Source organism: Pseudomonas sp. Xaverov 83 (assembly GCF_019352905.1).
Classification (GTDB): Bacteria; Pseudomonadota; Gammaproteobacteria; order Pseudomonadales; family Pseudomonadaceae; genus Aquipseudomonas; species Aquipseudomonas yamanorum.
This window is the reverse complement of sequence record NZ_JAAAFU010000042.1, coordinates 71,433-87,321: the sequence shown is the minus strand read 5'-3', so window position 1 is coordinate 87,321 and position 15,889 is coordinate 71,433. Positions and strand designations below refer to the sequence as shown.

Below are 15,889 nucleotides of genomic sequence, written 5' to 3'. Positions count from 1 at the left end.
CTATGGGCGACCGGAGCCTGCATCGTCGGATGGGCCGGGCAAGAACAAAAGACGTACCTTCCTGATGGGATGTAGCCCGAGTCGACTGCCGGTGCAGGCGCTACGGCAGTCTGGCGTTTGGGCTCAAAAATCCCAGCGGGTCGCCAATTGCAGGCTGCGCGGCTCGCCGTAGAAACCGGTGCCGAAGTTGCCCAGGCCGGTGTAGTACTTTTTGTCGAACAGGTTCTTCACGTTCAACGTGGTGCTCAGGTGCTCGTTGAAGCGGTAGCGCGCCATCACGTCCACCAGGAAGTAGCTGTCCTGAGTGATGCGTGAGTTGTGGCCGAAATTCACCGAGTCATTGGGATCGGGCTGGAACACATTGCCGAAGAACTCGCTCTGCCAATTCACGCCGCCACCCACGGTCAGGTTTTCCAGAGCGCCGGGCAGCCGATAGGTGTTGAACAGCCGCACCACTTGCTGCGGCGTGGTGGTTTGCAGCACGGAGCCATAGACGTAATCGCCGTTGGCGTCACGGCTGTGCTGGTAGGTGTAGCCCGCCGAGACGTTCCAGCCGTCCAGCACTTCACCGGCCAGTTCGACTTCAAAGCCCTTGGTGGTGGCGCCGGCAATCGGGCGATACACCGAGTCGGTCTCAAACCCGGAAACGTACTGTGCGACGTTGTCCTGTTCGATGCGGAATGCGGCAAAACTGGCGTTCAGGCGGCCGTCGAAAAACGCTGCCTTGAGCCCGGCTTCGTAGGTGTCACCTTCAATCGGATCGAGCAACTTGCGGTCGGCGTCCTTGCTGTTCTGCGGCTTGTAGATCTTGGTGTAGCTGGTGTACACCGACCAGATGTCATTCAGGTCGTAGACGATGCCGGCATAGGGCGTGACGACGCCCGTCTGGCGGTAGGTGAGACGGTTGTCGGCCTTGGTCGGGTCGTAGAAGTCGGTGTTGTCGGTGCCGCTGAAGTTGCTGACGCGGGTACCCAGGATCACCGACAAGTCATCGGTGGGTTTCAAGCGCGTGGCCAGGTACGCGCCGGTCTGGCGTTGCACGATGTCGTTCTGGCCGCTGCGGGGAATGTCAGGCTTCGGGTATTCGCCGCGCCAGTCGTAAATGCTGCCACCCACGGGTGGGTAGATCGAGCCGTACACCGGCACGTCCTGTTTGGAGCGGGTGGCCATGAAGCCCATGATCAATTCATGCTCGCGCCCGAACAGGCTGAAGGGGCCATTGAGGTTGATGTCCAGGGTGTTTTGCACCTGGTCACCCTTGTACTTGCCCATGAACATGTACATCCCGTCGCCCGTGACCGGGTCCGGGTTGCCGCCGCTGGCGGAGGCGAGCAGGGTGTCGTGCTGGCTGCGCTTGCGGTCGAGGCTGACTTTCAGCGACCAGTCGTTCGCCAGCTTTTGTTCCACCGAGGCAAACAGGGTCTGGTTCTGGAAGTCGCGGCGGCTCCAGTCGGCAGCCGGGTTAAACGAGCGCGAGAAATCGGTGCGCGAACCGTTGCTGAAGTACATCGGGAAACCGGTCCAGCTGGCGCCGCGGGAGCGGGTGTCCTGCTGGTCGATGCCGAAGGTCAGCAGGGTGTCGGGCGTCAAGTCGGCCTCGAGGATGCCGTAGGCGATGTCCTTGGTGTTCTGGTAGTGGTCCAGGTACGACTGGCGGTCCTGATACACACCGACGAAACGCCCGCGCACATTGCCGGAGTCGGTCAGCGGCCCGGAAATATCGCCTTCGGTGCGGTAGTTGTCCCACGAGCCGAACGTCTGGGTGACCGAGGCCTTGAAATCCCGGGTGGGCTTTTTGCGAATCAGGTTGACCGTGGCCGAGGGGTCGCCCGAACCGGACATCAGGCCGGCCGAACCCTTGATGATTTCCAGGCGGTCATACACCGCCATGTCGGTGCTGGTGGTGCCGTAGTCATACACGCCGTCGTAGGTGGAGTTGACCCCGTCGTACTGGAAGTTGGTGATCGGCAGGCCGCGGCTGGAAAACTCCCAGCGCTCGCTGTCGTAGTTCTGCACGCTCACGCCGGGCGCACGACGCAGGGTGTCGGCGATGCTGGTGGAACCCTGGTCATCCATTTGCTGGCGGGTGATGACCGTCACCGATTGCGGTGTCTCGCGCATCGACAGCGCCAGGCCGGTGGCCGAAGCCATGGCGCCGGTGGTGTAGGAGTGAGTGTCTTCGGTGGTGGCGCCCAGGCCTTCGCCGGTGATGGTGGTGGCGCCCAGTTCCAGGGCGCCGGTGTTGACCGGAATCAACTCCAGCACGTAGCCGTTGTTGCCCTGGGGCACGGCCTGCAGGCCGCTGCCTTGCAACAGCCGTTGCAAACCGCTGGCCGGGGTGTAGCGACATGAACATTCCCTTTGGATCAAATCGATCGGCGAATTGAAAGCATCTGCTGGGTTAACCGAACGAGTTTTGGAAAAGGGAACTGACGGCTGAAAGTTTTTATGCGCTTGGGTGTTTGGGCCTGACCGTGACCCACCACGGCATGAGTGTGTCGACCTGAATCGGCAGCGCGGCCTGTAGCAGGCGCAGTGCGTGGTCGCTGTCTTTGAGGGGGAACGAGCCCATCACCGGCAGTTGCGCCACGGCTGGATCACAACCCAGGTGGCCGGAGCGAAAACGGTTGAGTTCGGCGATCAGTTCGCCAAGCGGCAGGTTGTCGGCCAGCAACACGCCACGGCTCCAGGCCTCACGGGTGGCGGATGCGGGTGAATTAAGGTTGAGCCCGTCGCGGGTGAAGGCCACTTGTTTCCCGGCCTCGATGATCTGTACCTGATGGCTCGTGGCAGTGCGCACTTCAACCCGGCCTTCAAACACATTGAGCAAGGTGCTGTCGCCGTCCTGCACCACGCTGAAGCGGGTGCCGAGTGCCCGCAGGCGACCTTGTTGAGTCTCCACCAGGAACGGGCGGGTCGGGTCCTTGGCGGTCTCAATCAGCACTTCGCCGAAACGCAGGTGCAGCAAGCGCTGGACCCGGTCAAAACGTATATCCAGGGCGCTCGAGGCGTTCAGCCACAGGCGACTGCCATCGTCCAGCAGCGCTTCGCGGGTTTCACCTCCAGCGGTGGCGTAGTCGGCATTCCAGCCGCCCACCAGCCGGGGCAGGGCGGTGTTGCGCCAGGTGCCCCAGGCCAGCGTTGAGCCGGCACACAACACCAGCAGGGTCTTGAGCGTCTGGCGCCGAGAGCTGCGCAACGCACGGCTGGCGCTGTGGGATTGCTCGGCCAACGGGGCAAAGCGTTGGCTGACCCGCTCTACATAACCCCAGGCGGCCTGGTGTTCCGGACTTTGTCGCAGCCATGCCTGCCAGTGCTGGGCAGCCTCGGGCTGATCCTGCAGGCGTACATACCACTGGGCCGCCTGTTCCAGGCTGACATGGCTGAGTTTTCCGGGGCTGGTCACTCCACGAGCATCCCGTCCAGTTCCGCTTCGAGCACCGCGCAATGCAGCAGCGCCTGGGCCAGGTATTTTTTCACCATCCGTTCGCCCACCCCGAGTTGCTCACCGATCTGCTTGTAGGGCATGCCGTGCAACTGTGCCAGTAAAAACGCTTCGCGCACCTTGTGGGGCAGTCGGGCGAGCATGGCGTCCACTTCGTAGAGGGTTTCGACGATGATCGCCCGTTGCTCCGGCGAAGGTTGCAGGGCTTGCGGCCGATCCGCGAGGCTTTGCAGCCACGCCTGTTCCAGTTGGCGCCGGCGCCAGTGATCGATGCACAGCCCCCGGGCGATGGTGGCCAAGTAGGAGCGCTCCCGCGTCTCATCGGTGTCGGCAGGCGGACGCTTGAGCACCCGGATAAACGTGTCGTGGGCCAGGTCCGCCGCATCCCAGCGATTGCTCAGGCGCCTGCGCAGCAGCCCCAGCAGCCAGGAATGGTGATTGCCGTAGAGGTCGCTGAATGAGGTGGGCGAGGTCGACACAGTATCCATGTGGCGTAGAAGCCTTGGCGTAAATAAGAATTGGTCGCGATTAAACCAAAGGGCCGGGCGCTGCGCAAATGATATTGGTTTGCTTTTGCGGCGTTGTCAGAGCCCACGCTTCTTGGCAATCCACGCGGTGGCCAGGTCGATAAAGGCCCGCAGTTTCGGTTGGCTCTGGGTTCGGGCGGGGAAATACAGGTACAGCCCGCTGCTTGGCGGTACGAAAGATTGCAGCACGGGTTCCAGTGCGCCTGAAGCCAGGTCCTCCATGACCTCGAAATCACTCACGTACGCCAGGCCCTGGCCGGCGCGCGCGGCGGCGATCATCAGGTTGCGGTCATTGACGATCAGCCCGCCTTGAACGCCGACCGTGAATTCCCGGCCCGCCCGCTCGAATTCCCAGCGGTGGGCCATGCCCGACGTCAGGAAGCGATAGCCGATAGTTTCATGGGCGGTGAGCTCTTCCGGCGTTGTCGGCTTGCCGGCCTTGGCGAAGTAGTCGGGAGAGCCCACCACTGACCACTTCAAGTCCGGTGTCAGGCGTACGGCGACCATATCCTTGTCGATGGATTCCCCCAGGCGAATACCGGCGTCGAAGCCCTGGGTCACCAGATCCACGGCGGCATCGTCCAGGGAAATATCGAGCACCACATCCGGAAACGCCTCACGAAAGCGTGGAATCAACGGCTCGATCAGCAGCTTGCCCGACAACCTCGGCACCGTCAGGCGCAAGGTGCCCATGGGGCGGTCGCGGTAGCCACTGAGGGCCGCCAGCGCGTCGTCGATTTCTCCGGCGGCGGGGCGCAGGCGGCTGTAAAGCGTCATTCCAGCCTCAGTCAGCGCCACCCGGCGCGTGGTGCGTTGGAACAGCACTACACCCGTGCGCTTCTCCAGAGTTTTTACCGCATGGCTGACCGCCGTCGGCGTAACCCCCAGGCGCGCGGCGGCTTGAGTGAAGTTTTTAAGCTCAGCCACTGCGAGGAACTCGGTCAAGCCATTGAAGGGATCAAGGTTCATTCACGGACCATTATGAAAGAGAGTTTCATAGTGCTTGTAGCACGAGACGATTTTTCCGGCTAATGCCACGGCGTACCTTTACTTCACTTTCACTCCATCAGGTACGGATCATGACAACGGCACATTCCTTCAAGCGTGTTTGGTTGGTAACCGGGGCTTCCCGAGGCATCGGCGCGAAAATCGTCGCAGCGGCACTGGCCCACGGCGATGCAGTGGTGGCAACGGCCCGTAATGCCCAGACAGTCATCGAGCGTTTCGGCGCCCAACCTGGCCTGCTGGCCGTGCAGTTGGATGTGACCGACGAAACCCAGGCCGCCGACGTTGCCCGCGCCGCCGTCGAGCACTTCGGGCGCATCGATGTGTTGGTCAACAATGCCGGTTTTGGCTTACTGGGTGCGGTGGAGGAGGCGTCTGCCGATGAGGTTCGCCGCTTGTACGAAACCAATGTCTTCGGCCTGCTCAATGTCACACGGGGTGTATTGCCGTTCATGCGCCAGGCGCGCAGTGGGCATGTGATCAATATTTCGTCGGTAGGCGGCTTCCGTTCGGGGGCGGGATTCGGCACGTATTGCTCGACCAAGTTTGCCGTTGAAGGTTTGAGCGAGGCGCTGCACGCAGAACTCGCCCCCTTGGGCGTCAAGGTGACGGTGGTGGAGCCGGGTTATTTCCGTACCGATTTCCTGGACGGCAACTCCTTGGTGGAGTCGCCCTTGATCATCGACGATTATGCCGCCACCTCCGGCGAGGTGCGCAAGCTGGCCAAGGTCTACAACCAGCAGCAACCGGGTAATCCGGAGCTGCTGGCTGTGGCCATGATCAAATTGGTGGAAGCGCCGCATCCACCGATGCGCCTGGCCTTGGGCACCGACACGTTGCAGGCGATCGAGGCCAAGCTGGCCTACGTCAAGGAAGAGACCGCCGCCTGGCGTGAGTTGTCGGCCTCTACCGATTTCTGACACCCAATGGCGTAGCAGCTGTCGAGCCCCAGCGAGGCTGCGTTAGTCGCACCGCTGTTATCGAGCCTGACATTGCACCGAGGCGCGCCTGACGCAGCCTCGCTGGGGCTCGACAGCTGCTACGGTGGTTCTACTGCTAGGGGCCGGGCACCAGGAACGCTGCCTCGAGCAGTTGCCGGGTGTAGGCATGCTGGGGGTTGGCGAAGATCGCAGGTGCATCCCCTTGCTCCACCGCCTGCCCGTGCTTGACCACCATCAACTGGTGACTCAAGGCCTTGACCACGGCGAGGTCGTGGCTGATGAACAGGTAGGTCAGGTTGTACTTGGCCTGCAGGTTGCGCAGCAGTTCCACCACCTGGCGTTGCACGGTCCGGTCGAGGGCCGAGGTCGGTTCATCCAGCAAAATCAGACGTGGCTTGAGCACCAACGCGCGGGCAATAGCGATGCGCTGGCGTTGGCCGCCGGAAAACTCGTGGGGGTAGCGATTGCGGGTTTCCGGGTCCAGGCCTACTTCCTTGAGCGCGGCGATAATCGCCGCTTCCTGCTCGGCGGCAGTCCCCATCTTGTGGATGCGCAGGCCTTCGCCGACGATTTCGCTCACGCACATGCGCGGGCTCAGGCTGCCAAACGGGTCCTGGAACACCACCTGCATTTCCCGGCGCAGCGGGCGCACCTGCTGCTGGCTGAGTTTGTCCATCTGATGACCTTCGAAGCGAATGCCACCCTTGCTCGCAATCAGCCGCAAAATCGCCAGGCCTAAAGTGGACTTGCCCGAACCACTTTCACCGACGATGCCAAGGGTCTGGCCCTGGGGCAGGCTGAAGTTGATGCCGTCCACTGCCTTGACGTAATCGACGGTATTGCGCAGGAAGCCTTTTTTGATCGGGAACCAGACCTTCAGGTCGTCGACTTCGAGCAGCGGAGGGCCAATTTCATTGGTGGCAGGGCCGCCGCTGGGCTCGGCTGCCAGCAGCTCCTGGGTGTACGGATGCTGCGGCGACTGGAACAGGGTTTCGCATTCGGCCTGTTCGACGATGCAGCCTTTTTGCATCACACATACCCGGTGGGCAATGCGCCTGACCAGGTTCAGGTCATGACTGATCAAGAGCAAGGCCATGCCCAGGCGCGCCTGCAACTCTTTGAGCAGCTCCAGGATCTTCAACTGTACGGTGACGTCGAGCGCCGTGGTCGGTTCGTCGGCAATCAGCAGCTCCGGCTCATTGGCCAGGGCCATGGCGATCATCACCCGCTGGCGCTGGCCGCCGGACAGCTCGTGGGGCAGGGCCTTGAGACGCTTGTGGGGCTCGGGGATGCCTACGAGTTCCAGCAGCTCCAGGGTGCGTTTGGTGGCGACCTTGCCGGTCAAGCCCTTATGCAGGCCGAGCACTTCGTTGATCTGCTTCTCGATGGAGTGCAGCGGGTTCAGCGAGGTCATCGGCTCCTGGAAGATCATCGCAATCCGGTTGCCGCGGATATGCCGGATGGTCTTTTCTTTCAGGGTCAGCAAATCGTGGTTGGCGTACTGGATCGTCCCCGACGGGTGTCGTGCCAGCGGGTAGGGCAGCAGGCGCAGGATCGAGTGCGCCGTGACCGACTTGCCCGAGCCGCTTTCGCCCACCAGCGCCAGGGTTTCGCCGCGCTTGATATCGAAGCTGACGTTGTTCACCACACGCTGGTGGGTGTTGCCTACGACGAACTCGACGGAGAGGTCGCGGACTTCGATCAGATTGTCCTGATTCATCTCATTTCCTCGGGTCGAAGGCATCGCGAGCGGACTCGCCGATAAACACCAGCAAACTCAACATGATCGCCAGCACGGCAAACGCACTCATGCCCAGCCACGGCGCCTGCAGGTTGGATTTGCCCTGGGCCACCAGCTCACCCAGGGACGGCGAGCCGGCCGGCAGGCCAAAGCCCAGGAAGTCCAGGGCGGTGAGGGTGCCGATGGCGCCGGTCAGGATGAACGGCATGAAGGTCATGGTGGAGACCATGGCGTTGGGCAGGATATGGCGGAACATGATCGCGCCGTTCTGCATCCCCAGCGCCCGCGCCGCCCGCACGTATTCCAGATTACGCCCGCGCAGGAATTCGGCGCGCACCACGTCCACCAGGCTCATCCAGGAAAACAGCAGCATGATCCCCAGCAGCCACCAGAAATTGGGCTGCACAAAACTGGCAAGGATGATCAGCAGGTACAGCACCGGCAAGCCGGACCAGATCTCCAGGAAGCGCTGGCCGGCCAGGTCGACCCAGCCACCGTAGAAACCCTGCAAGGCCCCGGCGATCACGCCGATGATCGAACTGAGTACGGTCAACGTCAGGGCAAACAGCACGGAAATCCTGAACCCGTAGATCACCCGTGCCAGTACATCGCGGCCCTGGTCATCGGTGCCCAGCAGGTTGTCCCGTGACGGCGGCGCGGGCGCCGGGACTTTCAGGTCGTAGTTGATGCTCTGGTAGCTGAACGGGATCGGCGCCCACAACGTCCAGGCATCCTTGGCTTTGAGCAGCTCCTGGATATACGGGCTCTTGTAGTTGGCTTCCAGCGGGAATTCGCCGCCGAAGGTGGTCTCGGGGTAGCGCTTGAGCGCCGGGAAATACCAGTCGCCGTCGTAATGCACCGCCAGCGGCTTGTCGTTGGCGATCAGCTCGGCACCCAGGCTCAGGCCGAACAGGATCAGGAACAGCCATAGCGACCACCAGCCACGCTTGTTGGCCTTGAAACGCTCGAACCGGCGACGATTGAGGGGGGATAGATTCATCTCAATGCTCCCGGCTGGCGAAGTCGATACGCGGATCGACCAGGGTGTAGGTGAGGTCACCGATCAGTTTCACCACCAGCCCCAGCAGGGTGAAGATAAACAGCGTGCCAAACACCACCGGATAGTCGCGGTTGATCGCCGCTTCGAAGCTCATCAGGCCCAGGCCGTCGAGGGAGAAGATCACTTCCACCAGCAACGAGCCGGTAAAGAAGATGCCGATAAAGGCCGACGGGAAGCCGGCGATCACCAGCAGCATCGCGTTGCGAAACACGTGGCCGTAGAGCACGCGGTGATTGGTCAGGCCCTTGGCCTTGGCGGTGACCACGTATTGCTTGTTGATCTCGTCGAGGAAGCTGTTTTTGGTGAGCAGGGTCATGGTGGCGAAGTTGCCGATCACCAGGGCGGTCACGGGCAGCGCGAGGTGCCAGAAGTAATCGAGGATCTTGCCGCCCCAGCTCAATTCGTCAAAGTTGTTGGAGGTGAGCCCGCGTAACGGAAACCAATCGAAGTAACTGCCGCCGGCGAACACCACGATCAGCAGGATCGCAAACAGGAACGCTGGGATCGCGTAGCCGACGATGATCGCCGAACTGGTCCACACGTCGAAGTGGCTGCCGTGCCGCGTAGCCTTGGCGATCCCCAGCGGGATCGACACCAGGTACATGATCAGGGTGCTCCATAACCCGAGGGAGATGGACACCGGCATCTTTTCCTTGATCAGGTCGATGACCTTGGCGTCACGGAAAAAGCTGTCGCCAAAATCCAGCTTGGCGTAGTTCTTGATCATGATCCACAAGCGTTCCGGCGCCGACTTGTCGAAGCCGTACATTTTCTCGATTTCCTTCACCAGCGCCGGGTCCAGGCCCTGGGCGCCGCGATAGCTGGAGCCGGCCACCGAGACTTCGGCACCGCCACCGGCAATCCGGCTGGTGGCACCTTCAAAGCCTTCGAGCTTGGCGATCATCTGTTCCACCGGGCCACCGGGCGCAGCCTGGATGATCACAAAGTTGATCAGCAAAATGCCGAACAGCGTCGGGATGATCAGCAGCAGTCGACGAACAATATAGGCCAGCATCTCAGTCGCCCCCGCTCGCCGGATCGGCAGTCTGGTTGGTGTCCACGGTTATCGCAGGTTTCGCGTCGGGTTTGCTCCACCAGGTGGCGGTGCCGACGTCATAGCGTGGTGAGACCTTCGGATGGCCGAGGTGGTCCCAATACGCCACGCGGAAAGTCTTGATGTGCCAGTTGGGAATCACGTAGTAGCCGAACTGCAGCACACGGTCCAGGGCCTTGGCGTGGGCCACCAGGCTCTTGCGCGAGTCGGAGTCGATGAGCTCTTCCACCAGTTGGTCGATGGCCGGGTCTTTCAGGCCGATGTAGTTGCGGCTGCCGGGCTTGTCGGCGCTGGATGATTTCCAGTACTCACGCTGCTCGTTACCGGGCGAGGAGGACTGCGGGAAGCTGCCCACCACCATGTCGAAATCCCGGGAGCGGATGCGGTTGATGTACTGCGAGATGTCGACCCGGCGGATCACCAGGTCGATCCCCAGGTCTGCCAGGTTGCGCTTGAACGGCAACAGGATGCGTTCGAACTCGGTCTGGGCCAGCAGGAACTCGATGGTCACCGGTTTGCCTGTGCTGTCGACCATCTTGTCGTCGACGATCTTCCAGCCGGCCTCTTGCAGCAACTGATAGGCCTCGCGCTGCTGGGTGCGGATCATGCCGCTGGCGTCGGTCTTCGAGGGCTCGAAGGCTTCGGTGAATACCTGGGGCGGGATCTTGTCCCGCAGCGGTTCCAGAATCGCCAGCTCATCCGGGCCGGGCAGGCCGGTGGCGGCCATCTCGGAGTTTTCGAAATAGCTGCGGCTGCGGGTGTAGGCACCGTTGAACAGTTGCTTGTTGCTCCATTCAAAGTCCAGCAGCAGGCTAATGGCCTTGCGCACCCGCACGTCCTGGAACATCGGCTTGCGGGTGTTGAACACGAAGCCCTGCATCCCGGTGGGGTTGCCGTTGGGAATTTCTTCCTTGATCAGGCGGCCCTGGGCAACGGCGGGGGTGTTGTAGGCGTTGGCCCAGTTTTTCGCGCTGATTTCCAGCCAGTAATCGAACTGCCCGGCCTTGAGGGCTTCGAGGGCCACGGTGTTGTCGCGATAGTAATCGGTGACGCGGTAATCGAAGTTGTAGAAACCCTTGTTGATCGGCAGGTCCTTGGCCCAGTAGTCCTTGACCCGCTCGTAGCGGACCGAACGCCCGGCCTTGACCTCCGCCACCTTGTACGGGCCGCTGCCCAACGGAATCTCCAGGTTGCCCTTGGAGAAGTCGCGGCCCTCCCAGTAATGCTTGGGCAACACGGTCAGTTGCCCAAGGATCAGCGGCAGTTCGCGGTTGTTGGTGCGCTTGAACTTGAACAGCACCCGCAGCGGGTCCTCGGCGACCACTTCGTCGACGTCGGCGTAGTAGGTCTTGTAGATCGGCGAGCCGTCCTTCATCAGCGTCTGGAAGCTGAACACCACGTCTTCGGCACGGATCGGGTGGCCGTCGTGAAAGCGCGCTTCGGGGCGAATGTAGAAGCGTACCCAGCTGTTGTCCGGGGCCTTTTCGATCTTGCCGGCCACCAGGCCGTATTCGGTGATGGGTTCGTCCAGGCTTTGCTGGGCAAGGGTGTCGTAGATCAGCCCGATATTGTCTGCCGGCACGCCCTTGCTGATGAACGGGTTGAGGCTGTCGAAGCCGCCCATGCTGGATTCGCGAAAGGTACCGCCCTTGGGTGCGTCGGGATTTACATAGTCGACATGCTTGAAGTCGGCGGGGTACTTGGGTGGTTCGTTATAGAGGGTCAGGGCATGTTGTGGGGCCGCATTGGCCGCGCCGCACAACAACAGGCTGCCAAGGATCGCAGTACGCAAAGGCATCATTGGGCTTTCTCCGAAGCTTTCAGCCACCATGCGCTCAGGCCCAGGCTGTAGGGCGGCGTGGTGACGAAGGCGAACCGGTTGCGGTACGCCAGGCGATGATAGTTGAGGTACCAGTTGGGAATACTGTAGTGCTGCCACAGCAGGACGCGGTCCAGTGCCCGGCCGGCTGCCAATTGTTCTTCACGGGTTTGCGCCGCCAGCAGTTGGTCCAGCAGATGGTCGACCACCGGGTTGGCGATGCCTGCGTAATTCTTGCTGCCCTTGATCCCCACCTGGCTGGAGTGGAAGTACTGCCACTGCTCAAGGCCGGGGCTGAGGGTCTGGTTGAGGGTCATCAGAATCATGTCGAAGTCGAACTGATCGAGGCGTTGTTTGTACTGTGCGCGGTCTACCGTGCGCAAGCGGGCATCGACGCCGATGCTTGTCAGGTTTTCGACATAGGGTTGCAGGATGCGCTCCAGGTTCGGATTCACCAGCAGGATTTCCAGGCGCAGGGGCTGCCCGTCACTGTTAAGCAACCGTTGCCCTGACAGCTTCCAGCCCGCTTCGGCAAGCAAGGCGAGAGCGCGGCGCATGGTGTCCCGGGGGATGCCGCGCCCGTCGGTCTGGGGCAGGCTGAAGGCCTGGGTAAACAGGTTGGCGGGCAGTTGGTCGCGATAGGGTGAGAGCATCAGCCACTCATGGCCGGTGGGCACGCCGGTGGCAGAGAATTCGCTGTTGGGGTAATAGCTGAGGGTGCGTTTATAGGCGCCGCTGAACAGGGTGCGGTTGGTCCACTCGAAATCGAACATCAAGCCCAGGGCTTCACGCACCTTGGCCTGGCTGAAGGCCGGGCGCCGGCTGTTCATGAACAGGCCCTGGCTCTGGGTCGGGATCTGGTGGGCGATCTGCGCCTTGATCACATCACCCCGGTTGACCGCCGGGAAGTTGTAGCCGTTGGCCCAGTTCTTCGCCTGGTGCTCGATATAGATATCGAACTCGCCGGCCTTGAAGGCTTCGAAGGCCACGTCGCTGTCGCGGTAGAACTCCACCTCGACCTTGTCGTAGTTATAGAAACCACGGTTGACCGGCAGGTCCTTGCCCCAGTAATCCTTGACCCGTTCGAACACCAGTTGCCGTCCCGGCGAGACCTTTGTGATGCGGTAAGGTCCGCTGCCCAGTGGGGGCTCGAAGGTGGTGGCCTTGAAGTCACGGTTTTTCCAGTAGTGCTGGGGCAATACTGGCAGCTCGCCCAGACGCAGGATCAGTAACGGGTTGCCGGCGCGCTTGAACACGAAGCGAATGCGGTGCCGGTTAAGAATGTCGACCCGGGCCACTTCCTGCAGGTTGGTGCGGTATTGCGGGTGGCCTTCGGTCAGCAGCGTGCGATAGGAAAACGCCACGTCGTAGGCCGTGATCGGCTTGCCATCGTGGAAGCGCGCTTCGGGGCGCAGGTTGAACACCACCCAGCTGCGGTCCTCGCTGTACTCCACCGATTGGGCAATCAGGCCGTAGCTGGAAGTCGGTTCATCGCCGGAAGGGGCGTACTGGCCCGTACCGACCATCAACGGCTCATTCAGCTCGTTGACCCCGTATTGCAGGAAGTTGGCGGTAGAGACCGGGCTGGAACCCTTGAAGGTGTAAGGGTTGAGGGTGTCGAACGTGCCAAAGGCCATGACCCGCAAAGTGCCGCCCTTGGGCGCTGCGGGGTTTACCCAGTCGAAGTGGGTGAATTTGGCCGGGTACTTGAGCGTGCCGAACTGCGCATAACCGTGGCTCTCGGTGATGGTCGCGTTCGCGGAAAAGCTCAAGGCCAGACTTATTAGTAGAAGGAGGGGACGCTTCAAGTCAGAGATCCGATCCAGGCGGCTTGGGCTTTATGAGCCGTACAGTAACAGCTTGTTCCGATTGGAAAAAGGCTGGCGCCGCAGGAGGGAGACTACAGGCTTGGGTGTGGGTTGGCGGGGTGAAGAACAAAGGGGGAACTGTTGCCAGTTCCCCCTTGTGTTTGCTGCTTAGCGCGGTCCGGAAACCACCAACATCTGGCCCGGCTTCAACGCCTGGCCAGTGCGCGGGTTCCAGCGCTTGAGATGTTGCATCTCGACGTTGAAGCGCTTGGCAACGATGTACAGCGAGTCGCCTTTCTTGACCTTGTATTGCACCGGCTTCTTGCTGTCTGCCTTGGCCACCAGCTTGCGGGTGTCCTGCATCACCAGGGTCTGGCCAACCTTGAGCGCCTGGCCATTGAGCTTGTTCCAGCGCTGCAGGTCATGCACATCGACTTTGTTGGCCTTGGCAATCAACGTCAGGTTGTCGCCGCTGCGCACCTTGTAGTTGCGGGTGCGACCGGCAATGGCCTTGTGCTCAACGTCGTCGAACACCGGCTTTTTCGGACGCATGCTCAGCAATTCTTCGGGCTTCATCGCCGAAAGGCTGCTGGCAAGCAACTGCGCCTTGGAAGTCGGCACCAGCAAATGCTGCGGGCCGTCCAGGGTGGTGCGCTGCTTCAAGGCCGGGTTGAGCTGGAACAGTTCGTCTTCGTCGATCTCGGCCAGCGCGGCGACCCGTGACAGGTCCATGCTGGTTTTGATTTCTACCACTTCAAAGTAGGGCGTGTTGGCAATCGGGTTCAGGTTGACACCGTACGCCTCGGGGGCCAGCACCACCTGGGACAGCGCCAGGAACTTGGGCACGTAGTCCTTGGTTTCCTGGGGCAGTGGCAGGTTCCAGTAGTCCGTCGGCAAGCCGAGCTTCTCGTTACGTTCGATGGCCCGGCTGACCGTGCCTTCGCCCGCATTATAGGCCGCAAGCGCCAGCAGCCAGTCACCGTTGAACATGTCATGCAGACGTGTCAGGTAGTCCAGGGCGGCGGTGGTGGAGGCGGTGATGTCGCGGCGGCCGTCGTAGGCGCGGGTCTGGCGCAGGTTGAAGTAGCGCCCGGTGGCGGGAACGAACTGCCACAGGCCCACCGCATCGCTGCGGGAATAGGCCATTGGGTTGTAGGCACTTTCAATCACTGGCAGCAGCGCCAGCTCCAGGGGCATGTTGCGCTCTTCAAGGCGTTCGACGATGTAATGAATGTAGAGGCTGCCGCGTTCGCCGGCGTTCTCAAGGAAGGATGGGTTGCTGGCAAACCACAATCGTTGCTGTTCAATGCGCGGGTTGACGCCTAACCCGTCCTGCAATTGAAAGCCCCGGCGCATGCGTTCCCAGACATCCTGGGGCACTTCCGGGCTTGGCTTCTCTGATAGCCAAATGGGTTTTTGCTTGATCTTGGCGGTAAGGTTTGGCTTGGGTTGCACGGTGGATTGTGCGGCAAAATTGGTCGATTGGCAGCCCGCCAGAGTAGCGGACACAGCCACCGCCACGGCTTGAGCCAGGCGGGTCAATGCGTCTGAATGGTTGGTTTTACGAATAGATGACGACATTGGCTGGAAGTAAGTTCCGGGCAAAAATGTCGGGCGATTCTAGAAAGCGCTTTGGTTCCGGTCAACCATTCAGAAATTACGTATCAGAATCCTTCCACTTAGAACGTATCTTTCCACGACCTCAAGCTAGCAAATACCTCACTCCCGGCCTGGTTATCCCGGCCATTCCGTTCGTCCGCTTTTTCTTTAACGGATGTTTCAGAGGTCCGCAGAAAGGGGTTAGTGAGTTTTTCCAGGGCCAGGGTTGAAGGCAATGTGATTTCGCCGTTCGCCCGCAGTTGCCGCACGTTCTCCACCCGTTCGGCGATATCCGCGTTTTGCGGTTCCACGGCCTGGGCGAACTTCAGGTTACTTTGTGTGTATTCATGGGTGCAGTACACCAGCGTGTTGGCCGGCAGTGCCGCCAGGCGTTCCAGGGAGGTGTGCATTTGCTGCGGGGTGCCTTCGAACAGCCGGCCACAACCGGCGGCGAAGAGGGTGTCACCACAGAACAGCACGCCCTCGTGATAAAAGGCGATATGGCCGAGGGTGTGCCCGGGCACGGCAAACACCTCGAAGTCCCAGCCCAGCACGTTGATGCGGTCGTTGTCCTGGAGTGCGACGTCCCGCGCCGGGATATTTTCGTTCGCCGGGCCGTAGACCGTGGCGCCTGAAACACTTTTCAGTTGCGCGACGCCGCCGACATGATCGTGGTGATGGTGAGTCACCAGGATATCGCTGAGGGTCCAGTCCTGATGCTGCTGGAGCCAGGCCAGCACGGGCGCGGCATCACCGGGATCGACCACCGCGCAGCGCTTGTTCGGCTGATCCTGTAACAACCAGATGTAGTTATCGGTGAAGGCGGGCAGGGCACTGATCTGTATCATTCTTTGATTCGCCAAGCTGAACACATTGGTGCATCTTAGAGC

General features: G+C 61.2%; 11 protein-coding genes and 1 pseudogene. 1 reads left to right on the top strand and 11 read right to left on the bottom strand.

Going from position 1 to position 15,889, the window contains the following annotated elements; all coding sequences use genetic code 11:
• Positions 1-123: 123 nt before the first annotated feature.
• The 4 genes and pseudogenes from K0H47_RS14880 to K0H47_RS14865 form a co-directional block, all read right to left on the bottom strand.
• A pseudogene (locus K0H47_RS14880) lies at positions 124-2,343 on the bottom strand (TonB-dependent siderophore receptor); the annotation flags it as partial.
• A gap of 103 nt (positions 2,344-2,446) precedes the next feature.
• Positions 2,447-3,406, bottom strand: a complete 960-nt coding sequence (locus K0H47_RS14875) for a FecR domain-containing protein (protein ID WP_219273076.1) — start codon at positions 3,404-3,406, stop codon at positions 2,447-2,449.
• Positions 3,403-3,933, bottom strand: a complete 531-nt coding sequence (locus K0H47_RS14870; protein ID WP_063030786.1) for a sigma-70 family RNA polymerase sigma factor — start codon at positions 3,931-3,933, stop codon at positions 3,403-3,405. Before K0H47_RS14870 ends, K0H47_RS14875 begins: the two co-directional genes overlap by 4 nt.
• Positions 3,934-4,029: 96 nt before the next feature.
• Complete coding sequence (locus tag K0H47_RS14865) at positions 4,030-4,941, bottom strand: LysR family transcriptional regulator (RefSeq protein WP_219273074.1); 912 nt, start codon at positions 4,939-4,941, stop codon at positions 4,030-4,032.
• A gap of 110 nt (positions 4,942-5,051) precedes the next feature.
• On the opposite strand from K0H47_RS14865, the gene K0H47_RS14860 reads away from it, so the two are divergent.
• Positions 5,052-5,897 (top strand): oxidoreductase, encoded by an 846-nt coding sequence (locus tag K0H47_RS14860; protein WP_201141660.1) that lies wholly within the window; start codon positions 5,052-5,054, stop codon positions 5,895-5,897.
• A gap of 136 nt (positions 5,898-6,033) precedes the next feature.
• Here the strand turns inward: K0H47_RS14860 and K0H47_RS14855 are convergent, their stop codons facing one another.
• The 7 genes from K0H47_RS14855 to gloB all read right to left on the bottom strand — a co-directional run bounded on the left by K0H47_RS14855 (position 6,034) and on the right by gloB (position 15,847).
• Entirely contained in the window at positions 6,034-7,638 is a 1,605-nt protein-coding gene (locus tag K0H47_RS14855) for an ABC transporter ATP-binding protein (protein WP_017477555.1), read from the bottom strand.
• Between the two features lies 1 nt (position 7,639).
• The gene (locus tag K0H47_RS14850) at positions 7,640-8,659 is read right to left on the bottom strand and encodes an ABC transporter permease (RefSeq protein ID WP_010171680.1); all 1,020 of its coding nucleotides are present in this window, start codon (positions 8,657-8,659) and stop codon (positions 7,640-7,642) included.
• A 1-nt stretch (position 8,660) separates the two neighbouring features.
• Entirely contained in the window at positions 8,661-9,734 is a 1,074-nt protein-coding gene (locus K0H47_RS14845) for a microcin C ABC transporter permease YejB (protein WP_219273072.1), read from the bottom strand.
• A gap of 1 nt (position 9,735) precedes the next feature.
• Positions 9,736-11,574 (bottom strand): extracellular solute-binding protein, encoded by a 1,839-nt coding sequence (locus K0H47_RS14840; RefSeq protein ID WP_017477558.1) that lies wholly within the window; start codon positions 11,572-11,574, stop codon positions 9,736-9,738.
• On the bottom strand, positions 11,571-13,400 hold the full coding sequence (locus tag K0H47_RS14835; RefSeq protein WP_177026746.1) for an extracellular solute-binding protein: 1,830 nt from the start codon (positions 13,398-13,400) through the stop codon (positions 11,571-11,573). Before K0H47_RS14835 ends, K0H47_RS14840 begins: the two co-directional genes overlap by 4 nt.
• A 168-nt stretch (positions 13,401-13,568) precedes the next feature.
• Positions 13,569-14,981 carry a lytic transglycosylase domain-containing protein gene (locus K0H47_RS14830; RefSeq protein WP_063030777.1) on the bottom strand — a complete coding sequence of 471 codons (1,413 nt, stop codon included), beginning with the start codon at positions 14,979-14,981 and terminating at the stop codon, positions 13,569-13,571.
• A gap of 98 nt (positions 14,982-15,079) precedes the next feature.
• On the bottom strand, positions 15,080-15,847 hold the full coding sequence (gene gloB / locus K0H47_RS14825) for a hydroxyacylglutathione hydrolase (protein WP_219273070.1): 768 nt from the start codon (positions 15,845-15,847) through the stop codon (positions 15,080-15,082).
• Between the last annotated feature and the right edge of the window lie 42 nt (positions 15,848-15,889).